The organism is Carboxylicivirga sp. M1479, assembly GCF_007097485.1.
GTDB lineage: Bacteria > Bacteroidota > Bacteroidia > Bacteroidales > Marinilabiliaceae > Carboxylicivirga.
This window is the reverse complement of sequence record NZ_VKDE01000004.1, coordinates 112,687-136,894: the sequence shown is the minus strand read 5'-3', so window position 1 is coordinate 136,894 and position 24,208 is coordinate 112,687. Positions and strand designations below refer to the sequence as shown.

Below are 24,208 nucleotides of genomic sequence, written 5' to 3'. Positions count from 1 at the left end.
GCGCATAGCTGCCACACACACTTGTATGTACAAAAAAAGCCCCCATCAAATGGAGGCCTTTATAAGTTATTTAAAATGAGTCTTAAGGGATGAATATCTTTTCTGAATATTCCTTATGACCATCGCTTACCTTTACTAAATATATACCAGACGGTATATTTAAATAATCGTTAAAAGAATCTTGGTAGAATGATTGTTTGATAAGGAGCTGCCCGCTCATAGAATAAACTTCAACATTTTTTTCAGCAGCTTCACCTTTATAGGTAATAAATAGCTGCTTGTCATTTTGAACGTATATAGAAATACCGTTATCAACCTCTTCCTTATTTTCAATATCAGTTGGTATCTCTGTTCTTGAAACTTTAAAATGTAATACAAAACGATCGTCGAAAGTACCAGCATCTGAGGTAAACTCGTAAACTGTTTGACTGTTAAGCATAGGCGTAACAGCGCCGGTTAGTTTATCTTCAAGTAGCAATTCGTATTCATTCGTTAATGACTCAATCCCGTCGATAGACAGTTGGTGCTCGCCAGCTTTGGCATCAACACCAATTGTCTGCGAATAATCGTCTGCAAGCAAAGGTAAAGCATTAATAACAGCCTTATTTTCTTCCACAACAGAATAAACGTAAGATAAGCTATTAGTTTGAAAGCGTTGCTTTGAATCCATACGAGTGTATGCCACAGTTCCCTGTTCGTGCAGAGCAATAACTGCCTCATCGTTGGAGTTATTGGCATTTTTAAGCTTAATGCGTAAAATATTTTCTTCGGTTACCTTACCTGACTTTAAAGATGACTTAGCGGCGTCGTGCACACAATTGGCAGCTCTCATTTTAACATTACCAGTCGAATATGTTTCCACATAAAAAGCCTGACCGGGTGCAATAATACCATTCTCAAGCACAGGATCATCCCCTGACGGGGTTCGTATATTCATTAGCGTATTATAAACATAGAATATCTTGTCACTATTACTTGTTGAGTGCGTGACATACACCGTACCAGTTGTATGGTAAAAATCAGCATTTACATCTGTTTCATCTTCCGTTGGTAACTGGTAGTAGGATGGATAAGGATTGGCAACGATTTGCCAATCGTTGTCCAATAATCCGTGTGAATAATCTGAATTATTATTAACCTGCCCCTTCATTGTTAACGTTGTATTATCATCCTTCACTTTAAACAAATAACCTTTGATAGGGCTTATGCTTGAAAAGTCGTGACTGACCTTATCTGACAGCTTTGAATAAGGACTGGCACCGCCAACATAGTCGTACAAGGCATAATCACCACCTCCATCACGTATCAACTTGTAGCTATTACTTAGTGTGGCATTGGAAATAGGGTGACCAATAAACCACCAGTTATTGTTGTTGTAGGTCCATTCAAAAGTAATATTGCCTGTAGTTGTGCGAGCCGTCGACTTATACACCTCACCATTAACAATTAAGGATGTTGGATTATTATTTGAGCTATTAACAACTATATTGGCATCATCAGGAACAATGATATCTCCATAAACAGTTATTTGGCTTCCTCCAATTCCAACATCATTTACATTTTCTATAGATAAATTGGCGCCTGACTCCAAAATAAGATCACCATATATCATCACCTCACTATTAATTGGCACACTGAGATTTGCACCCTGTTGAATTGTCATATTCCAGACATAATATTTACCATTACTACAATCAAGAGGAAAGAAGTCAGGGTTCGAATCCCCGGATGGATTAGTCGGTATCGAAACATTTTTACCTTTTGTAGGCACTATCCCGCCATCCCAATTGCCGGGATTATTCCAATCTGTTTCAGAACCTTCTTCATCTCCTTGCCAACTGGATACAGGTATATTATCACCATCTACATTTTCAACAAAGTCATCTAATATTTCACCAGGCAAAATTCCGGAATCAATCAAGCCTCCCAAATCTCCATTTGTACCAGTTCCACCAAAGCCACTCCCGTCGCCTTCATCACTCAAATACACGTTCCCATTATTCGTTTCCGTTTCCTTATCTCCTATTGAAGTATAGGAACCTCCTACTGCAAATGTACCTGAAGATTCAACAGACGCAATTGCAGTATTTGCGGCATCGATTAAAACACTCCCATAGACAACGAGTACTCCATCAAGTGTAAGCTTTCCATTTCCTTTATTACTTCCGACAAATAAATCACCAGTTATTATGAGTATACAATGCTCATTAACTTTTAACTCACTCGTTCCGTTCGCCTTTTCAACATGCAAATCTCCTTCAATCTTAACAATTACGGTATCAGTAACTGTACCGCCAGAAATCGCTCCTGATGTTATGGCTGTGGCTGCCGTATTTCCATCGTAAACAGAACTAGTGCTGGCAGATAATGCACTTCCATCTGGCAAAGTAAGATTCTGACCATAAATCCCTAGCACTCCAGCAAAAGCTATAAAAAGAATTAAAACTAAATTCCTATACTTCATACCAATTTATAATTTATCATTAAAGTATCTTAAATCCACTAACTTTTGTACGCCATACCAGCCAAAAAGTTACATCAAACTAATTATCAAGCTAATATACACACACGTTAGTAAATTGTTTTACGCATCAAAAATAATACTTTTATGTACTAACGAACTAATTTATTTGATAATCATACTGAATTACTCGATTAAAATAACGCTTATGCATTAAGGGTTATCCCACTCAAACATCTTATAAAGCAGTAACAGCACTAACAAATATCATAGTTAAAGTAGCCACCTTTCTATATCTTGATTTTTTAAAAACATAACAAACAATACAAATGCCCTTAAAATACAGATTAACTCCCAACACCCTCCGCACCTATTCAGGCAAATACCTGGCAATACCAAGCGATAATGAATCGCACACAATGGATGATATTATTGAGATGATGATTGCAAAAGGCTCCACCGTAACAAAAGCAGAAGCACTAGCGGTTATTGAGGAATATCATCAAGCCATTGAAACATTAATTACGGAAGGTGCCCGGGTGCAGACCGAGTTATTTTCAATATCCAGCTCCATCAATGGTTGTTTTAATTCTGAGTCAGAATCATTCAATCGCGATCACCATCATGTTAGCATCAATTTAAAAGCCGAAAAGCGCCTAAAAAACTGCCTACACAAAATTAAAGTTAAGAAGCTTAACACTGCCAAACGTGAACCCAGCATACAATCTCTGCTTAATCACTTCAACAAAAGCAAGGATAGTAACTTTAGCGCCGGTCAGCTACTATCCATCAAAGGCGTTTATTTAAAGTTCAACGAAGCCGATCCACAACAAGGGGTTTATTTCATCGACAAGCACAAAACATCGTTTAAAGCATCTAATGTGATTAAAAACAAACCAGGCGAATTAATGTGTTTTATACCTGACGCACTTACAAAGGGAAATTTCACTTTAGAAATAAGAGCTATGGTGTATCGTACAAAGACTATAAGAACAGGTAGCTGCACGATAAGCATCGTATAGTTGTCGCCCACACAATCTGACCCAATTGGGTCAGACACTATAACCCAGTTGGGTCAGACACCATAACCCAACTGGGTCGCATTGTGTGACCCAATTGGGTCGCGATATACTAATCAATAACAACAAAGCCCGTCGACAGACAGGCTTATAATATTCTATTAGCTTATAATGCAATTACTCAACTTTACGCAGTGCTTTCCAATCGGCCACTAAACAGATTTTGCCTTTCAGATGCGGACATTTTTCTTCCAATACTCTCTCAACATCGGCAGGGCGCTGTAAACCATTGAATAGCTCCAATGGAAAATCGGCATCGGATAGCTCCAGTTCCGTATCAACATTACGCAAACCAAAGGTACGTACGTCAATCTCTTCGAAGCCTGGCATTATTTGGGTGCTACTTTTTATGTACGAAAATGCACCCACACGATCTTCGGCCACAACGGGCACCACATGAAACGCGCGCTCAACCTGTGGTAATAATAGCTGTCGGAATTCTCTTCCTGAAATACCCAACACCATAGACAATACGATACCACCAGAAATAATTATTTCACCGGGTTTATAACGCTGATAGTTGTAATGTATCGGGTGCGTATTTTTAAAATAGGTGGCCCAAAACAGATTCTCGCTTTTACCCACCGGCCTAACAAAGGGGTGCAAGAGTAAGTCTCCCTCGTTAAAGTCATCAATTTTATTCTCTATGGAAATACCACGCACACGAGCAAGTATTTTCTCTTTAAAATGATGATTTTTCAAAGGCTCAACATGATCTATAGCGGACTCACTATTAACATCAATCTTTGGAAATAAAGTAACACGCTCCAAACTAAAAACAGGATCACCTTTTTGGTTGGATAAAACATGTTCCGACACAATAGTTGAATACTCCCCATTGGAGGTAGTGCGAATATCCTTAATGCGTATAACGCACGAAAATGTATCACCTGCAAATGCTGGGTTTAAATACAAAGCATTTCGTATTTCAAGATGTAGAAGGCTTGAGTGTGCAAAATTTTCAACGCCCAAACTCAAGGTGAGATTCATTAAAAAGCCATAAGGCAAAAACATCTCATGAAAACCTAGTATTCCCGCAAATTCGCGACTATTTTCTGGGTAAGAAGATGTAGGCATTAAGCCGCTCCATAAGCTATGAACCGACTCATCTACAGTGATATTAAAGTGACTGACTATCTCCTGACCGATGGTTACGCGGTTAAGATCCAAGCCGTAATTAACTTTTCTATTTGGTTTAATAAATCCTTGCATGGTTGAATGTTGTGAGATGCAAAAATAAAGCTTTTACACATACAATTTATGCTAGAAACAAGCCACATAGCTACAAATTAAGTTTCCACTATCAATCCCCAAAGCAAATCAACAAAACAACTTTCAAATTGCTGATGATTACTTACTCATCGTGTGAGATAATAAGCAGTGCGGGATATTTTTTTTACCCTATTAATAGTAATCAGATTAATCAGCTGTTATATTCTTAACTATCTAAAGTGTTTTTGTGTAATCTCAATAGTACTATTCATGATTATTCGATCTCCAAACCTAAGTCAGCCATGGCAAGGTTAGTGTCATCCCACTATGAGGAAACAATAACAGCAACTGTTTTTTCTAATTCACCGGTAACCATAAAAAGAATAATTCACTTCCATTTTTACACCCTTTAATTATGATAGGTTTAAAACACAACATTTCAAGAAATGTAAAATCCCTCGGTACTATTTAGATAAAAGACAATAACGAAATACTGAATAGATATTATTCGATATAGTCAGGAAAATTGATGAAAAAAATATTCGACAACTAAAGTTCATCTTGTCGATTTGAAAATCAATACAAAAGGGATTCTTAGAACGATTCTGATCATGTAAACGCAAAATATTTTTTGACTTTTTTTACTTCAAAATTTGCATTCAAAAGAAAAGCATCTATCTTTGCACCGCAATTGAGAAAAACAAGTACGACTCAGTAGCTCAGCTGGTAGAGCAACGCCCTTTTAAGGCGTGGGTCCAGGGTTCGAATCCCTGCTGAGTCACTACTTTTTAAAGCTCTAAAAGAAGAGTTTTTAGATTGCAAAAAGCCAATAAGATTGGCATTGGATTGACTCAGTAGCTCAGCTGGTAGAGCAACGCCCTTTTAAGGCGTGGGTCCAGGGTTCGAATCCCTGCTGAGTCACCAAACAAAAGCTTCGTTTTTACGAGGCTTTTGTTGTTTATGGAGCCTGGTGATTGCAAATAATAATTTCGGATCAGAACGGATCAGAACCAAATTCTGGGTCTAGGCATAAATTTTACAGAGTCTATACAGGAAAAACTTCACATCGCTCACACCTCTAAACTGCCGACGAAACTCTTTGATTTTAGCATTGAAAGACTCAATTGATAAATAACTTGGCCTTTCACCTCAATAAAAAAAGGACTGTACCTTATTTTGATACAGCCCTTTTAACAATAATCGGAAACCACTTATTAATCTATACGTTTTATCTCAAAGGTTCCTAAATCCCAACCCTGATTCGATCCTTCGGGATATATGAAGTACTTTAATCCAGTAATGCTACCCATACAGCTATTATATTGTCCATCCTCCACACTTCTGATCCAAGCATTGTCGTAACCAGCATCCGGGTCGTCAAAAAAGAACTGATTAAGTATTGAACAGGTATTCTCATCAATGGCAAAAGATATTTTAACGGGTGAAGAAGTGCCCCACAAACCAGTAATGTTTACTGAGTATGGATCATCGCCAACAACTGATTCTACTTCGTATTCGAAAATATTCTGCCAGTAATCAGTTTCTACCACTTGAAAAGTACCCACGAAGGCCATCTGATCGAATTCACAAAACTTATATAACTCTAAGTTATAGGCATTTTGGAATGAAGCTACTTCATCTGTATTTGAGCTCGATAAGCTTAATTTAAGAAGCTGTCCTGTTGGTTCTGCGCCTGTGTATAAACCTCGAACTTGCACTTCAGCAATCACCTCACCTGCATCTACTGTGACAGTTGGCGTTAACAGTTCAAAACTAAGGCCTTCAACAGCAGTTGATTCATCGGTGTCTACCACAACATCAAAAACACGTGATACATCCAATGCTTTAGTTACACCAACTTCAATAGTAATAACAGGGTTTGATTCATCAATTAGCACATTCCCTTTTGTTTCAAGAAAATGTATTAAGGATGGTCCATCGTATAGTTCCACATTGTTCTCCTGACAAGCACCCAATAGCACTAGCAAAACCATAGATGCATAAACTTTTATAAGAATCTTTTTCATTTCTATAGTTTTAGAATTAATAACCTGCATTTTGCTCAATATTCTCATTCCCATTTAACTCAGAGGTTGGAATAGGCCATTGCCAACGATAATCATCAGCCGCTATTTGTAAATCATTAGCCGTTGAAGTATTAGCCTGTGGCACACGCTCAAATCCTTTACCCATGCGCTTTAAATCAAACCAATAAAAGCCTTCAAACATGAGCTCACGCTTCCGCTCATCAGCGATGTATTCTTTTAAATCATCACCAGACAAACTAATACCAGTAAAATCTATGATTCGTTTCGACAGCAATTCATTGATATCATCGCGTGCTAAATCATCCGTGTTGTTATAGGCATGCGCTTCCGCACGAATCAAATACATCTCTGCTAAACGCATTGGTTTTGGCATGTTTAATCCCTGAGATGTATAAGCCGGATTGGTTGGATATTTGCGTATTAAATGCCCAGTCCAACCAAAGCCAGTTTGTGTGTAAGTGAGGTAAGAAGTGTAGCGCACATCCAAAGACGGGTTAAAGCTATTTACCCACCACTCGGCCGGAATATAATCGGGCAATGGCAAGGTGTTGCTATTGTTACGATTATAAAAGTTATAACCTGGAGCAGCACCATAATCGGTAGGGGAATAACCAACTCGCCAAATTATTTCGCTGCCTGAATCATGCAACCACATATTAATAAAACCCAAACCTTCTGACAAGGCATAAGACGGACTTTCGATCAACTGGGTGGCATAAGCAATTGCACCATCGTAGTTTTTCATATCCAGCAGAACTCGGGCCATTAATCCCTTTACAAAATCTTTGGTAAACACCATGTTATCGTAATACATGTTGTCTTGCAATAGAACCTCGGCATCTTCCAAATCATCAACTATATACTTATACACCTCAGCTACTGTGTGCCTTGATGGAGATGTAATGTCGTTATTAGTGATATAGGGTACGCCCAAATCAGTTGCAGAAGTGGTGGCATTATATGCTTTACCGTATAAACGCACCAGATTGTAATGCAATAACGCCCGGCCAGCCAAGGCTTCACCTTTTAAACGGTTAATATTGTCTACATCTCCCTCAATCTCATCTATCCCATTTAAAATGTAATTTGTGTTGTAAATAGAAGCATAGTGATTTGACCAAACAGCACCTACTTCAGATGTTCCAGGATTAATTTTCCAGGCATATAAATCACCCATTTGATTGGTAAAACCGGCTGATGCCAATGAAGCATCGGTCATTATATCGGTTAAAACAGTTAAGTAGGTTCCATACGATGCCGATGACTTAAAACCAGCGTACATACCATAAAGCAAAGTTTGAGCATCCTTTTCATTAGTTATGATGTCTTCTTTCTTGGTGCTGTCATACGGATCTTTTTCAAAAAAGCTTTCGCAGCTTACCAATGCCACTATTAGGAGCAGGCTGCTGGTATAATATTTTATTTTGCGATGCATATCTTTAATTTTTTCTTTCATTATCAAGTGATCAACGATTACTAATAGTGAGCTTATCATTAAAATCCAAGGTCAATACCAAACGTGAATGTTTTCACATGTGGATACATATTCAACTCATTAACCCCATAAAATTCAGGATCGATACCGGTGTATTTAGTAAAAGTCAACAGGTTTTGTCCTTGCGCATAAATACGTGCACTACGGAAGAATCCGGTTCTGTTAAGCCATGATGGATTAATATTATAAGAGATGTTCAGATTCTTAAGTCGTAAGAATGAAGCATTCTCCAATAAACGTGTATCAAACTGATTATCCTGATATTCAGGAGAAGGGTGCTTGGCCTGATCACCGGGTTGCTTCCAGTAATCTAACATTTCGGTGCTTTGATTATAGCTCATAAACATACCCTGACTCTCGGTAAAATAACGTGTGTTATTTATAATCCATTTGTCAGCCATCCACGAGAAGAAAGCAGTTAATTGCAGGTTTTTGTATGAAAAGGTGCCTGTAAATCCACCTGTCAATGGTGGTAAATACACTTTGCCATCATGTAATTGGCGGTCACTATCAGAATAGGTATCAGTAACGCTGCCATCTGCACGATACCAAAGGCCTTTACCGTTCGACTCATCAACACCTGCCCACTCGGTTAAATAAAATGTACCCAAGGGCTTGCCAACCGTTATTTGTGTATAACCCTGATCAATGTTTTCTAAACCGTTGTATAGCTTGGTTACTTCATTTTTATTGTAAGCAGCATTGGCATTAAAATGAAATGTAAAGTCTTGCAACTTCAATATCTGCGCATCCAATTCCAGTTCAATACCTGTATTAGTCATCTCGCCAATATTTTCCATCCTACCCGATGTACCACTGGTAATAGAATAAGGTATGTAGAATAACATATCCTTAGTAGTTTCTTGATACAAATCAACTTTCATGCGGTACTTGCGCATAAACGCCATATCTAGGGCCACATTGGCTTTAAGCTTTCTCTCCCAGGTAAGGTCATCGTTCTGATGTTGGTAAAAATAGGCCGCACTTTGATTCATATACGTACCATAACCAAATAACGCCAGGTGCTCATAATTTCCAATGTTATAATTACCTGTTTCACCTATACTGGCTCTAATTTTTAACTGATCGAGCCATGAAATATCTTTCATAAACTCCTCTTCCTGAATATTCCAACCGGCACCAGCACTCCAAAATGTTCCCCAGCGGTTATTCTGACCAAAGCGTGATGATCCATCGCGCCGGATACTTAGATCAACGAGGTATTTATACTTATAGTTATAAGCTAAATTGGCAAAAAAGGAAGCCACGGAGTAATCATAAGCGCTGCCGCCCCAGGTATCGGCTTCTGCCGCCACATTTAGTACTTTCAAATCTTTGGGTAGATTTTTAGCTCCTACGCTAAACGACTCAGAGTTATTACTAATCAATTCCTGACCAAGCAAAAAGTTAAAGTCATGGGCATCATTAAGCATTAGCTTATAGCGCAAGGTATTGGTTGGTGTAATGCGAAAGTTACGCCTGAATGCACGCGTAGTTTTACCATGCGTAGCAGCTCCCCATTCAGAATCGGGATGTAAATAGCTCGTTGCGGTATAATCGTAAAAATCGACACCTACATTGGTTTTGAACACCAGGTTTTTGGCTAATTCAACGTCAAAAAATACACCTCCAACAATCTTTAAGGTGTTATTTGAATTATCGTTTAACATCAATTGTTCGATGGGGTTAGCCCAAGGCAGTCCTTCATTATTGTAATCACCGTTTTCGTCGTAGGCCTTTAAATACGGATTAAGTAAACGAGCAGAGAAAATTGGATTGTAAACATTGTTGCCTCCTGTAATGGTATTGCTGTTGGTTTCGTATCCAATGGTCAAATTCGTTCCCAAATTAGCTTTCTCCGATATTTTATTATCCAGATTCAAGCGAAAGTTCATGCGGTCAAAATCAGAACGGTACTGTATACCCTCTTGGTAGTAATAGCTACCCGACACATAAAACTGTGTTTTTTCATTTCCTCCACTTGCCGATAGCTCGTGCGACATTGTCATGGCATCGCGCAAAACCACATCGAGCCAATTGGTATTGGTTTTCATCAACTCCAATTTTTCTTCTGGAGTGTAATCTTTCAAACCAGTCTCTTCTTCATACTGAATCTTTTGCTCAGTATTCATCATTTCAAAATTATCGCGTGCTATTTGGTTAAACCCATACTGACCGCGATATTGTATCTTTGTTTTACCCTCTTTATCTCCGCGCTTGGTGGTTATAACAATAACACCATTACTGGCTCTACTACCATATAGCGAAGTGGCCGTAGCATCTTTTAATATCGATACATTTTCAATATCGTTTTGGTTAAGGGCACTAAACTGACCAGCTGAAATAGGGATTCCATCCATTATGTACAAAGGATCGTTACCGGCATTAATTGAGCTAATACCGCGAATACGTACAGTGGCAGCAGAACCGGGAGCACCCGAGGAGCCAACAGCTATTAATCCGGGGGCTTGTCCTTGCAGTACCTGGTCAAAACTGGCAACAGGCACTTGCTCAATCTTATCGGCTGACACAACTTCTACCGAACCTGTATAAGTACCCTTCTTTTTAATGCCATACCCAGTTACAATTACTTCATCAATTGACTCTGAATCCGACTCTAACAAGATGTTAATTACTTGCTGACCCGTTAAGGCTACTTCTTGTTGTTCATAGCCAATAAATGAATATAAAAGTGCATTTGCTTCTTGTGGCACCTGCAAATTATAATTCCCTTCAAAATCAGTCACGGTCCCTATTGTTGTTCCTTTCACTACGATAGTGACGCCAATCATTGCTTCGCCATTGCTTTTGTCTTTAACTGTACCACGTATTGTGCTATTTTGAGCAAATAGTGGTTCAGAAAAGGCAATACAAAGCAAGAGCAGATAATAAAATACATGCTTCATGTCGATATTTTTGTAGTTCTTTATTTAGTTAATCTCTGATCTATATTATATTACACTTATTTAAGTGTGAATTATTTTATCTGAATAGGTATCTCTGTCGTACTATAGTTTAGGGCTTTATCTACAGTCAGTACCTTGAGCACATAGTCACCCGATTTAATTTCGTTAGGTATCATCAACTCGAATAAATACTGTTCAATCAACTCATCTTCCAATCCGGATAGAGGAAATGTTTGAGCATCTGGCTCCCAAACCTCATCCCAACCACGGGCTGCTTTTAGACCCTGACTCAAATAAAAGGTGCACTCTTTTAATTCTACATCATCAGTGAAGTATCCGGTGAACATAAGGGTGTTACCACGATAGTACATCGTATTATTTGTTGGCAATTCAACCCTAGCTACCGGAGGAGTGGTATCTTCAACTTCATCTTTTTGACATGCCAGCCATATAGGCATAAGGAATAGACATACTATCAAATACTTATTTTTCATGCTTATTGTTTTTAGTTTGTTGCGTGGGTATGATGATGCAAACACTGCTAAGCAGAATAAAGAGCTTGCATAAATCGACCATTAGCATTCATTAATAACTACCCTCCCCGTTGAGAGGGTAGTCATGGGCAATGATTAATGTTTATTAATCTTTGTTATCTGTTGATTTCTATTTCTATCAGTGGTTTTAATGATGTAGATACCATTCACTAACTCAGCTATGTTTATTTGAGAAATTGCTTCTCCATCGAATCGTTTAATTAGTGCACCTCCTGTTGAGAACACTTCTACCGAACGAATTGCCACTTCTGATTGAATATTAACAAAATCTGCAGTTGGATTAGGATACACTGACAAGGTGCTACTTTCGTTTTTATCAATTGAAGTAGGAACAGGCACCAATGAAACCGTTGGGCCTCCTTGTGTTGTCACATCACTTGTTAAATCAAATGATATTGTTTGAGATACATAACCTGTCATTGAAACAGTAATGTCGTAAGTACCTAAAGGAAGATCCATAATAGTAGCAATGCCAAATCCAAACTCATCAGCCATAGCATCGTTGCCGGTTGTTCCGGTCCAGGTATCAACACCGTCGGTAACCGATACAGTAGCACCTCCTAATAATGTTGGATCAATTCCAATAGATGGTCCAATAGGTGGTGTTACCGATGCATCTTTAACGATGACTGGCAGGTTTTCAGTTGGAACAGGAACCAATGAAACCGTTGGGCCTCCTTGAGTTGTTACATCACTGGTTAAGTCAAATGATATTGTTTGAGTAACAAAACCATCCATTGAAACAGTAATGTCGTAGGTACCTAATGGCAAGTCCATAATAGTAGCAATACCAAATCCAAACTCATCAGCCATAGCATCGTTGCCGGTTGTTCCGGTCCAGGTATCAACACCGTCGGTAACCGATACAGTAGCACCTCCTAATAATGTTGGATCAATTCCAATAGATGGTCCAATAGGTGGTGTTACCGATGCATCTTTAACGATGACTGGCAGATTTTCTGTTGGAACAGGCACCAATGAAACTGTTGGGACTCCTTGAGTTGTTACATCACTGGTTAAGTCAAATGATATTGTTTGAGTAACAAAACCATCCATTGAAACAGTAATGTCGTAGGTACCTAAAGGAAGATCCATAATAGTAGCAATACCAAAGCCAAACTCATCAGCAACAGCATCGTTGCCGGTTGTCCCTGTCCAGGTATCAACACCGTCGGTAACCGATACGCTGGCGCCGCCCAATAATGTTGGATCAATTCCTATAGAAGGTCCAATAGGTGGTGTTACAGATGCATCTTTAACGATGACTGGCAGGTTTTCTGTTGGAACAGGCACCAATGAAACTGTTGGGCCTCCTTGAGTTGTTACATCGCTTGTTAAGTCAAATGATATTGTTTGAGTAACAAAACCATCCATTGAAACGGTTATGTCGTAGGTACCTAAAGGCAAGTCCATAATAGTAGCAATACCAAAGCCAAATTCATCAGCCATAGCATCGTTGCCGGTTGTTCCGGTCCAGTTATCAACACCATCGGTAACCGATACGCTGGCGCCGCCCAATAATGTTGGGTCAATTCCAATGGATGGTCCAATAGGTGGTGTTACCGATGCGTCTTTAACGATGATTGGCAGATTTTCGGTTGGAACAGGCACCAATGAAACTGTTGGGCCTCCTTGAGTTGTTACATCACTTGTTAAGTCAAATGATATTGTTTGAGTAACAAAACCATCCATCGAAACAGTAATGTCGTAGATACCTAAAGGCAAGTCCATAATTGTAGCAATGCCAAAGCCAAATTCATCAGCCACAGCATCGTTGCCGGTTGTCCCGGCCCAGGTATCAACGCCGTCGGTAACCGATACGCTAGCGCCGCCCAATAATGTTGGGTCAATACCTATAGATGGTCCAATAGGTGGTGTTACCGATGCATCTTTAACGATGACTGGCAGGTTTTCTGTAGGAACAGGCACCAATGAAACCGTTGGGCCTCCTTGAGTTGTTACATCGCTTGTTAAGTCAAATGGTATTGTTTGAGTAACAAAACCATCCATCGAAACAGTAATGTCGTAGGTACCTAAAGGCAAGTCCATAATAGTAGCAATACCAAAGCCAAACTCATCAGCAACAGCATCGTTGCCTGTTGTTCCAGTCCAGGTATCAACGCCGTCGGTAACCGATACACTGGCGCCGCCCAATAATGTTGGGTCAATTCCAATGGATGGTCCAATAGGTGGTGTTACCGATGCATCTTTAACGATGACTGGCAGGTTTTCTGTTTGACCAATTACACTACCAATAGCCATTATGGCAGCCATTAAAAACATTGTAAATCTTTTCATAGAGTTTATTTTAAATTAATAAATGATGATAAGGTTGGTGACTTAGAAAGTAAGGATGAGACAGAGGGCATGTCACTCCATCTCTCCTCACTTTTTCACCATCAAACCTATAATCTATTTCTTCGTGATTTTGAATGTCGAGCTTCCAGAATCGAAATAATTAATGACCATAACATACATGCCATTTTGCAGATCAGAGACATTAATTGTATTAATATCTGATGCTTCAACTGTTTTAACACACTGACCTGTTAAACTGTAAATTCGCACCGCAACTACTGTTTTTATTGCTTTAATATTGATTATGTCATGTGCCGGGTTTGGATATACCATCACCTCATCCAAATCTTTATCAGATATATTTGTACTGTTATCTACTTCCATTGTTAAGCTTTTTTCACTTGAACCTGCTCCAATCCAAACACGACCATCACTAACCGTTTTGTATCCATTGGCACTTAAAATGTAATTGTACCAACCGCTAGGAATGTTTAAAACAACATCTTGTCCAGCCGCATCTGTACTTAAAACATACGTTTCTAAACCGTTATCTAATGATAAGCTAGCACCCTCAATAACAGCCTGCGATTCACTATCGGTAATGGTAAAACGTGCATTAGCAATACTAAATTCGGTAGCTGTTAAATCATTGCTCCAAATATTAACATCTGTGCCATTACTTGCTTTCTCAGCGACAAATAGCGTATTGCCATTCACCACTAGATCCGTTATTTCACCCCAAGCGTAATTACCATTATCGGCACCTCTGTGTAACCAGTAATCGGCATCTTTAAAACCTTGTGAAATAACAACATTACCCGATAAACCATCCCACATAGCATATGCAACACCATCGGGCACCTCAACCATACCTTTAAACTCTTTGCCTGCCAAATCTTCAACAAGCACCGGTACAGGATTGCTTACGTCTGTTCGAACGGCATAAATCCCCTGACTACCACCTGTAGGTGTTGCTGTGAAAAATATTTTATTCCCACTCAAAACCAGGTTAGAAACTTGATCATCTTCTGTTACAGCATTTAAATGAATTAGGGTTGCCACATTTTGCTCATCAACAATAACCAGTTTGCGGAATTTATTCTTTGCCCCATTGATCCACTCTTCTCCAACTCCATAAATGCGATTATTACTTTGTAAGGGTTTATCAGAATGGAAAAGAATATCTGTCACTTCATTAATCACATCTGTATTTAGCTTGTCAATGTAATTCATCGACAATGCTTCTCCTGAACTAGATGTCATGCATACATAGTAATAATCGTCGGTTACAATTAGATTATCCCAATCGGCCACTTCGCTTCCACTATTAACAACTAATTCAACTTCACTATAATTTGGATCATAGTTCACTTTAAAAATTGACGAATAATTGCCATTACCGCCAGGAGAATCGGCTAAAAAATAAAAAGCCCCATTGCTGACAGTGCCACTCATTTGGCCTGCACTATTCGCGTAACTCATTTTAATTTGCATACGAGTACCGGGCACGAAAGAATCTGGATCAAGTTCAGGGTCAACTTCCCATGTTTCATCAATACCATTGGACTCATTTATGATTGCTTCAATATTACCAAATCCATCTGTTGGGCCCTCAGCCATAAAGTAATACTTAACATCGCCAGAGCCGTAGTCAACACGAAAAACCTCTGTAACAGCAACCGTTGGATCCGATGAATCAAGCAATAATGACGATGCCCCAGATGTTAAAGAACGAAGTTTATCACCAACACCATCTGACACATTGTTTCCATAATAAAAAGCTTGTGAATCTCCTGCCCAGGATGATAAACGATTTCCACTGCTCAATACGAGGGATTCTGATGTTGCAAAAGCACTTCCATCCAAGGAGTATGTCACAAAATCATCGGTTCCATCATTGGCAATGTAAAGGACTCCATTGGAATACGCTTTAAGCTCCGACAATGATCCTGTAAAGGTTTCAATCAGATTAACATTTTGGCTCGGGGTTACAACTCCTCCCTGCGAGTAAGCCACTTGATACAAACTAAGGCTAAGAAGCCAAAAGAATAAACGTTTTTTCATATTAAAGATATTAACGGTGAATAAAGCTCCTCCCTTTGCAGGGAGGAGATATTGGTTTATTGTTTCGTAAATTTTCGGATGATCACACTTTGCTTAGTGTAGAGCTTTAGCATGTAAACGCCAGACTCCAGCTTGGCAACATTAATTGTTTGTAAAAAAGAGTCGTTGGTAAAGCTTTGCATTTGCACCACACTACCTTTCACATCAACTATCTGAAATTGCTCTAAATGCAAGGCACCAAGTGAAACATTAAGGACGTCTCTCACCGGATTAGGATAAATACTCACAGCGTTTTCAAATTCATCATCAATACCGGTACGATGTTTAATAAAAACTGGAAAGCCTGTTTCTAACTTAGCTCCATGCTCGTCTTCGGCAAGCACATTTACATACACATACCCTGGCGATACAGGTGAAAAAGCAATGGTAGAGTTGGTCGATAAAATCTTAAGGGCATCTGACTCTTCAAAACTGATTTTATATACCACCTCATCACCATCAGGATCACTTATATAATCGCTCAAATCTAAGGTGTAAGCGTCATCTGTTTCAATTGCATACACTTGCTCGCCTATTTCAGTGTGTTTTATTGGCGCCCGGTTTACATCTGCTACGTTTATATTTAAGTTAAATTGCGTGGTATTCCCATGTGTATCAATACCCTCAACAACAAAACCATGCTTACCGGCAGCATTATAATCCGGCATAAATACAATATCAATCACATTGCCATTTACTTCATAAGTAAAATGCTCTTTATCTTCTAATACTGTAAGACTAAATTCATCACCCTCTTCATCTGCAGCTATTAGCTGATATTCCAATGTATCGCTTTCAAAAATGGAGTAACTTAATTCGAAGCCATCGGAATATTGTGGCCCTTTATTACGGGTTAACGAGATTGGCAACTTGGTTTCGGGCACATACGGATCATTGCTTTTAAATATTACCGATCCAACATTTACACCTTGCTTGGCATAGGCCGAATTAAAAGCCAACTCCAAACTGAGCTCATTACCGGCTGCCACATTTCCTGCTTCTTCAGCATTTAATACGCTCCACACATTACCTCCTGCTTCCATTTCGGCCGCACGGGTTATCCATCCCAGTGTACCATAGCCACTTTCGGTTGTTTCAAACATATCGTCGGCATTCCCAAAATAATAGCGTTGGTAAACCTCGGCATCGCCATGGCTGGTTCCTTGAGGAAAACCAATAAACTCATCATAGGTAAATTGGATATAGAACTTCTCGCCCGAGAAAAAGTACAGGCTTTCGTCCAGTTCAACCGTTATCAACTCTCCGGTTGATGAGGCCAGGCTTGCCGTATGATGATAGCGTTGTGAATGAAGTACCTCACATTCGAAATAATCTTCAGAACCACCAAGTATAGTAATATCAACGTATGAATCTAACATTTCGCCCCATGCATACCAGGTCATTGCATGCGTAAGGTTGAAACCATCTTGAGGAGCATAAAAACCTGTAGCCGATGTAAAACTCATGCTATTGCTACCAAATCCAACATTACCACTTGACGAATTGGCTTCTTCGTACTGCAGTACTCTGTTAAATTCTTCCATTTCGTAGGTGTTGACAGATTTTACAGAACTAAGGGCAAAGTGCTCTAACTTTGTAATGTTAGCTGTCGGCATTATTTGTGCCGATGCCCTTGGTGAGGTATTAACGAATGGGTTAATATTACGCTCAAATACCACGCTCACTTCGTAATCCAATGCCATTGATCCATTGTTATTATCGATTATAAAGCTTCTCACTTCTTCATGCTCATTGGTATCGGCGTAAACGTGAACACCATCGGATTGAATATTAATAGCCGGAGGCATTGTAAATACCGCTGAAACAGGAATTTTAAGAGGACTGTTATCCAAATCACAATAAACCAATATGGTATCTTCTACCAAACCTTCTTGCATTGGAGTCACTCGTAAATTAAATGCCTCACTGTCGAGCGGTTTTAGATTATAATTAATACGCTTGCGCGAGATATCTACCCAACCATCTTCTGCTGAATTGGTGCCAAACTTTTTATCATCGCCCATTACCAGGCCACTATTAAAGCCAGACATCAGCTTTATATTTTTGATAAATAATGACCGCGTTCCATTATTGGAAAGTGTAAATTGATAATCGTATCGTTTGTACGGAGAAGTGTAAACTTCATTGTCATGATCAATCATCATGAGCTGCCCAAGGCTTAAAGTATCTTCCACCACAACGCTATCCTTACCGATAATATCCAAGCTTACCGGAATACTATAATCTGGTGCATCAGGCGTGTTATTACGAAAGATTAAATCATCGGTATATTGCCCGTGGTATAACGACTGTGCATTTAGGAACACTTTAAAATCACTGGTACTCTGTGCATCTACTGTATATGTTTCTTCGGGTAAAAATGTGATGATGGTACCATTTTTTATTATACCATTGGTTTTGGCCGAAACCTGAAAACCTTTTGTACCATCCTGGTTTTCGATGCCCACCAAAGAGCCATTAAAAAGAATATAACTCAATTCTTCATCTTCCAGCTCATACATGTATTTGATGATGCCATTTTTATATATCCACACCTCAACAGACGCAGGCTTACCTCCACCATTGGATCCTAAATCCTGGTAGCGAATTACAAACTTATCAGTATAGGCCTTGGTGTAAATACCAGTATTCGGGTAAACGCGTGGATCAGATGAACCGTTAAATCCAAATAACGGTGCTAAAAATGCATTAACATCAGCTTCATTAGGAATGTAATGACTTGGCCCCCACTCCTTGGTTTCCTGATCGGGCACAAACGTGATGATACCCGTTATGCCAACATAAAGTGTATCGTACTGCTGACCATAAAAATTAACCTCAAATGGCATAGGCACAGTCATCCAAAAGCTATCAGAATCTAGTATATCTTCGGGTGTTTTTAACTTATCGCCAGTTGTTACAACATCACTCGGAATGTATAAGGCAGATTCAACATTGTGCTCTATTGTATACATGTAATCCACATCTCGTTGATATACATCGGCATTGGATGGCAATACATTCAGCCACTCATTGGCACTTGGCGTTACCTTCATGGCATTTAATCCTGTGTTTTCGATTGTTACATCCACAGTCTTCGATGCACCGTAATTTAATGTCTCAACTATTTCTGTTTTATCAGATGAGATAAAAGGCGCTTCCACCACATTGCATTTGGTATGAATGCGGATGATTTCTCCATCCTCTTTGCTAAGGAGTAAAACGTCTTCTTTTAGGCCAATCGCATCGGCTGTAACAGCTATGGTGTATTCCGAAATAGTATTTGGCCTCAACTCTGCTGGCATATAACCTTCAATTTCAAACAAACCATTTTCGAAAGACATAGCGCTTAATCGGCCAACGGCTCTACCATCATTACCCACAACAAATTTCAGAGTTTGAACAGCTCCTTCAAACACATTACCAAAATCAATCGTACCTGGTTCAAACGTGTAGTTCGCCTCTCCTCCCGTTGTAATGTTCAGATTAATTGTATGGGTAACAGGATTGTTAATTGGATCGTTGCTAACAATATTGATGCGCTCTTCGAAATCGGCCACATATAACTCTTCGGTAGTACCTGCATATTCTATCAGTACTGAATCACCAACCTGTATGGTTCCAAAGGCATTCGTTACATTTTGCAATGAACCATATCCAGGGTTTTTGAAATATATTTGATTACCTGTGGCAGGATAAGTCCCAAGTATAAACGGATCGCTTCTACTTGTTCCATAACCATTCAATACCAGGTTATCACCTAAATCATAATCCTCAATCATGATGAGTGTACTCGCCCTATTGAATCCAAGTGAACGAGTTCCTAGTACATCACCTAAATCTTTATAATTAAAGTCGATATCACCATTTTGGTGCAAAACAATCTGAAAAGTTATCTTTTCGTCTAACCAACCAACACCACCAAAAACAGAGTCATCCCAAATATAACTGCCGTGTACAACATCCTGATACTGCAGAATAAATTTACCTGGCATTTGCTGGTATAGAATTTTCCCTCCTTTGGACAGGTCGAATGGCATGCCCCAGGCAGAAATTAGTTTACTAGGCTGTACATAACTATTATATCCAGCAGGTTTGGCGTTGAACCAACCATTATTCGCCAGTGAAAGTGCCCCTTGGTTGGATATGTAACAAGTATCGTACTCGTTACCAAAATAAGGAAAGCTAAAGCCTAACAAGGCGTCTTCTAAAATAACACTACCGTCAAAACGGAAATTGTCACTAATATCTATACCTGTATATTGGATATCAATCCAATCAAAAGCATCATTACCTAGTTCAGACACATTTTCACCAGCCACGTAGCCAAAATTATGGATGGAATTGGGATCAAAATCAGGCATGTTAGAACCATCGGCATATTTTGGTATAAAGTAACGCAAGGGATAATCGCCTTCGTTAGCTAAATAGAACTCGCCGGCATAGGCTTCTCCCAATGCCAAACCTTCAATTAAACTAGTAGCGGGGTTTAAAACAGCTTTTGCAGGAAGCGTACCTGCACCATAAAGGTAAAAAACATGCTTATCGCCATTAGTGTTGTATAGGGTAACTTTAGAATTGATGGCTCCTTCCTTGCTAGGTGCGAAATAAAAAGATAACTCAATAGAACGTTCACCTGAAATCACACGAGGCATACTCCCTAACAAGCTAAAATCTGCATCTTCAATTGTAATATCAAGCGGCCCGCTATCATCGCCAAAAGCCCCCAATCCAACATTACTGATAGTGATGCTTTCAGTTGCATTTTCGCCTATGAAAATATTTCCAAAATTGACGATATCCGAGCTTTCCAGCTGGTGCTTTTGACCTAGTACATCAAACTCAACCTGAAGTGTTTTCCAGTTGTTCTCATACCCATCGCCAAACACATCAATATTGGCCGTATAATTACCGTTGATTAATTGACTGGCATTAACTGTAACATCAACAGAAGCACTTTCGTTGGGATTTAAATAACCCGAGCTTGGCGACATCTTAAAGTAAGTATCTAATTCAACCAATTCGTTCAAGGCAATCACATCCCACACCTTAGTATAGTCGTAGTACACATCGCGCAACAGGTCCCATGTTTCCCCCTGATCAGTGCTAAAATATTGATGATCGGTAGACCCTAAAGTTAGACCCTGGGATCCCAAAAATGGATATTTATATCCTGGTGGCACATGAAATACCAAGAAAAACTCATCGCCTTGCTTAAAGAACATTTGCTTGTCGAAATCAATCGCCTTAAAAAATGGACCAGAACCATCAACTGTAAATGTTTGAGTGTGAATTAAACGTGCGGTGGAGATATCTCCCCCCTCATACACCTCCACATATAAATGCTCCTTTGGTGCTTCATCAAAAAACAGTCCTATTTCAGCACCAGTCAAATTCCATCCCGCAGGGTTAAATATTTCAAAATGAATGGCTGATGAATTAGGTATGTCTTTGTTTGATTCTCCAATAGCCGTCAGTGTTTCTGTTAAAAGCGATGCATCAAAATAATGCATATACCTGTCCTCAGGTTTCTGAGCATATGGAGATATTAAATTACTATTGCTGACCTTAAAATCTGTCACTTCAGCTTGGGTAATTGAAGATGGATTTACAGCATACAACTTACGCGGTTCAAGCGTTGAATAAGTGTCAATGTTTTTAACATGATGCGCTTTCACATCCCACTTTAACAGCCCCTCGCCTGTATTGGTAATATTAAACTGCTGTTGAGAAAGTGTATCAACACTCACATCGACATCAAAGTCCAAAAGCTCTTTGTCTAATTCAATAACAGGGCCTTTGTTCGTTTCTATTTCAAGTATTGATGATAACGGCGATTCATTTCCCCAACGGTCGATTGCAGTAACTGCTGCATAATACCGTGTATTTGCTTGTAAACCTTTTAACTCATAATTGATTAATTCGCCAGCCGACAAATTCGTATTAAATCGTTTGTTGTCAACGCCATCAAGGCTTGTGTTATCGAAAGATTCTTCGGAGTAATATAATTTGAAATAACGCGGTGCATCATCGTCCTCATCAACAGGTACTGTCCATAAAAAAAAGGCAAAGGTACTAGATACTCCTTCGCTTTTGAAATCGTCAATTGGCTCTGGTGCAATACCATTATCCTGTTGTAAAGCCAAATAGGCATCAATACCGCCAAGACCAACTTTACCAACATAACGCTCATTAATCGGCATGGTATCTAGTACATTAACGCCACCCAACAAACGTGTTGCTAACATTTCATTATCGAAATTAGCTCCTTTATACTCTGAAACTATGAGAGCTGCAACACCAGACACATGCGGACAAGCCATTGATGTACCATCGTAAAACCCATAGCTATCGCCTGGCATAGTACTTAATACACCATTATTTTGGCCATTGTCAACATTACCACCTGGCGCGGTAATATCAACCCACTCACCGTAGTTTGAATAGGGTGCTACCTCATTGTCTTTTCCGGTTGATGAAACAGCTATTACTTTATCGTAACAACCTGGCCAGTATTCACCTTCATCGCCATTATTACCCGATGCGAAAAGCACAAGACCACCCTTCATTGGGCTATTCTCATATTGACCAGCCTCCTCAATAAAATAATCAATGGCATCTAAAATCGATTGCTCATAAATACCAGGCTCGTTCCATCCCCAGCTATTCTGCGCTATTACAGCACCGTTATCGGCCGCATATACAAAAGCCGCCTCAGCGCTACCAGCTCCACTATCCGACATTATCATGCACGACATAATGCGCACGCCATCGCCATTACCTGAACCTCCGGCTACACCGGCAACACCAATACCGTTATTGTTTACAGCAGCTACCGTTCCTGCCACATGCGTTCCATGATTTAATGGTTTCACATCGCCATCCATATTCACAAAGTCGAAACCATAAATATCATCGATATAGCCATTTCCATCACTATCTTCGCCCGGCGTTCCGTTTAATTCAGCTTCATTCACCCACATGTTGGCCGCCAAATCTTCGTGTGAATAATCAACACCTTGGTCAATTACTGCCACAATCACATCAGGATGACCTACTTGTTTCTCCCAAGCTTTAAGCAAGTTGATATCAGCACCTGGCGTACCCACATTATCACTAGTGTTATGGTAATGCCACTGCTCATCAAAACGTGGGTCGCTATATGGCGATGTACTTTTTAAGCCTTTGGTATTTGACATATTAGCAGGTGCTTCTACGATGGTATGCGGTACCAAGCTTTTCTCATAAAAGGGTTCTGCCTGTTCAACTTCAATCAAATTACCATAAGCCTTAATTACTTGCTCCAATTCGGCCTCTGACTCAACATTAACTTTATACCATAAGTGAAGCCCATGCTTTTGGTGTTTTAAATAGTGCTTTGGAGAATATGGAAACAGGCGTTCCATTTTCACTGCCTGATATTGAATATTTAATTGATCAAGCTTTTCAATACCAACAGTAGAGTATCCGCTGACATTGCTTGATTCTAAACCTGAGGGAGAAACAACTAATTCGGGCTTCAGCTTAATTTTAAAAGCTCCCTTGAGTTGTCCGTTTTCATACTTTTGAATGCTTTGTGCGTTTACGGTACTTATTAGTAACACGCCAAACAGCATAAAAAACCATTTTATTAACTGAGTAGATCTATTCATTTTGTTGCTTTTAACTAACGTACTTTCTTCTTATGTGTCTTTTTTGATTTTGTCTTGTCTAATTCCTGAAGGAGTTTTTTGAAGACCTTATTCTCTTCTTCTCGTTTTTTTATCAGTCGGTAGATGTCTTTATCACTTATCTCGCTTTTCATCCCTCAGATTGTTATTTTGGGTTATACATTTTAAGGATCAATGCAAATCAGCTAATTTTTGATGCGTACTTCAAAAAATGTGGCATCTCACAACATCTCATACCTGTCACAAAACCTCAGCATAACGTTTTTGAGTTAAGTATTTCATAAAAAATCACCTCTCACAAAAAACTACATCCTGCTGAATAACTGCCCATTAACACCTCTCAAGCTACAATTCAACGATTGAGAGCACAAAAACTCAGATC

11 protein-coding genes and 2 tRNA genes are annotated in these 24,208 nt (G+C 39.3%); 3 read left to right on the top strand and 10 right to left on the bottom strand.

Annotated elements, in window-relative coordinates; genetic code table 11:
* Positions 1 to 82: 82 nt before the first annotated feature.
* Complete coding sequence (locus tag FNN09_RS04105) at positions 83 to 2,464, bottom strand: T9SS type A sorting domain-containing protein (protein ID WP_143300211.1); 2,382 nt, start codon at positions 2,462 to 2,464, stop codon at positions 83 to 85.
* 326 nt (positions 2,465 to 2,790) lie between these two features.
* On the opposite strand from FNN09_RS04105, the gene FNN09_RS04100 reads away from it, so the two are divergent.
* Positions 2,791 to 3,483, top strand: coding sequence for a DNA-binding domain-containing protein (locus FNN09_RS04100; RefSeq protein ID WP_143300210.1), 693 nt, complete (start codon positions 2,791 to 2,793; stop codon positions 3,481 to 3,483).
* A 174-nt stretch (positions 3,484 to 3,657) separates the two neighbouring features.
* Here the strand turns inward: FNN09_RS04100 and FNN09_RS04095 are convergent, their stop codons facing one another.
* Positions 3,658 to 4,752: a MaoC family dehydratase N-terminal domain-containing protein gene (locus tag FNN09_RS04095; RefSeq protein ID WP_143300209.1), complete on the bottom strand. Its 1,095-nt coding sequence runs from the start codon at positions 4,750 to 4,752 to the stop codon at positions 3,658 to 3,660.
* A gap of 708 nt (positions 4,753 to 5,460) precedes the next feature.
* Between FNN09_RS04095 and FNN09_RS04090 the strand changes: the two genes are divergently transcribed.
* Both FNN09_RS04090 and FNN09_RS04085 read left to right on the top strand, forming a co-directional pair.
* A tRNA-Lys gene (locus FNN09_RS04090) sits at positions 5,461 to 5,533 on the top strand.
* Positions 5,534 to 5,600: 67 nt separating this feature from the next.
* Positions 5,601 to 5,676 (top strand) — tRNA-Lys (locus tag FNN09_RS04085).
* Positions 5,677 to 5,966: 290 nt separating this feature from the next.
* Here the strand turns inward: FNN09_RS04085 and FNN09_RS04075 are convergent.
* From FNN09_RS04075 to FNN09_RS21085, 8 genes are all read right to left on the bottom strand, one after another.
* Positions 5,967 to 6,779, bottom strand: a complete 813-nt coding sequence (locus FNN09_RS04075; protein WP_185968863.1) for a DUF4843 domain-containing protein — start codon at positions 6,777 to 6,779, stop codon at positions 5,967 to 5,969.
* A 16-nt stretch (positions 6,780 to 6,795) separates the two neighbouring features.
* The gene (locus FNN09_RS04070) at positions 6,796 to 8,256 is read right to left on the bottom strand and encodes a RagB/SusD family nutrient uptake outer membrane protein (RefSeq protein ID WP_185968862.1); all 1,461 of its coding nucleotides are present in this window, start codon (positions 8,254 to 8,256) and stop codon (positions 6,796 to 6,798) included.
* A gap of 38 nt (positions 8,257 to 8,294) precedes the next feature.
* Positions 8,295 to 11,201, bottom strand: a complete 2,907-nt coding sequence (locus FNN09_RS04065) for a TonB-dependent receptor (protein WP_143300206.1) — start codon at positions 11,199 to 11,201, stop codon at positions 8,295 to 8,297.
* A 71-nt stretch (positions 11,202 to 11,272) separates the two neighbouring features.
* A complete protein-coding gene (locus FNN09_RS04060) occupies positions 11,273 to 11,695 on the bottom strand; it encodes a DUF4625 domain-containing protein (RefSeq protein WP_143300205.1) in 423 nt (140 codons plus the stop codon).
* 135 nt (positions 11,696 to 11,830) lie between these two features.
* Positions 11,831 to 14,053, bottom strand: a complete 2,223-nt coding sequence (locus FNN09_RS04055) for a T9SS type A sorting domain-containing protein (protein ID WP_143300204.1) — start codon at positions 14,051 to 14,053, stop codon at positions 11,831 to 11,833.
* 114 nt (positions 14,054 to 14,167) lie between these two features.
* The gene (locus FNN09_RS04050) at positions 14,168 to 16,117 is read right to left on the bottom strand and encodes a T9SS type A sorting domain-containing protein (RefSeq protein WP_143300203.1); all 1,950 of its coding nucleotides are present in this window, start codon (positions 16,115 to 16,117) and stop codon (positions 14,168 to 14,170) included.
* 56 nt (positions 16,118 to 16,173) lie between these two features.
* Entirely contained in the window at positions 16,174 to 23,808 is a 7,635-nt protein-coding gene (locus FNN09_RS04045; protein ID WP_143300202.1) for a S8 family serine peptidase, read from the bottom strand.
* Positions 23,809 to 23,822: 14 nt separating this feature from the next.
* Complete coding sequence (locus tag FNN09_RS21085; RefSeq protein ID WP_185968861.1) at positions 23,823 to 23,960, bottom strand: hypothetical protein; 138 nt, start codon at positions 23,958 to 23,960, stop codon at positions 23,823 to 23,825.
* Positions 23,961 to 24,208 lie beyond the last annotated feature (248 nt).

Coding starts and splice junctions, on each gene's coding strand:
- FNN09_RS04105 (WP_143300211.1), bottom strand. CDS start 2,464: ATGAAGTATAGGAATTTAGTTTTAATTCTTTTTATAGCTTTTGCTGGA.
- FNN09_RS04100 (WP_143300210.1), top strand. CDS start 2,791: ATGCCCTTAAAATACAGATTAACTCCCAACACCCTCCGCACCTATTCA.
- FNN09_RS04095 (WP_143300209.1), bottom strand. CDS start 4,752: ATGCAAGGATTTATTAAACCAAATAGAAAAGTTAATTACGGCTTGGAT.
- FNN09_RS04075 (WP_185968863.1), bottom strand. CDS start 6,779: ATGAAAAAGATTCTTATAAAAGTTTATGCATCTATGGTTTTGCTAGTG.
- FNN09_RS04070 (WP_185968862.1), bottom strand. CDS start 8,256: ATGAAAGAAAAAATTAAAGATATGCATCGCAAAATAAAATATTATACC.
- FNN09_RS04065 (WP_143300206.1), bottom strand. CDS start 11,201: ATGAAGCATGTATTTTATTATCTGCTCTTGCTTTGTATTGCCTTTTCT.
- FNN09_RS04060 (WP_143300205.1), bottom strand. CDS start 11,695: ATGAAAAATAAGTATTTGATAGTATGTCTATTCCTTATGCCTATATGG.
- FNN09_RS04055 (WP_143300204.1), bottom strand. CDS start 14,053: ATGAAAAGATTTACAATGTTTTTAATGGCTGCCATAATGGCTATTGGT.
- FNN09_RS04050 (WP_143300203.1), bottom strand. CDS start 16,117: ATGAAAAAACGTTTATTCTTTTGGCTTCTTAGCCTTAGTTTGTATCAA.
- FNN09_RS04045 (WP_143300202.1), bottom strand. CDS start 23,808: ATGAATAGATCTACTCAGTTAATAAAATGGTTTTTTATGCTGTTTGGC.
- FNN09_RS21085 (WP_185968861.1), bottom strand. CDS start 23,960: ATGAAAAGCGAGATAAGTGATAAAGACATCTACCGACTGATAAAAAAA.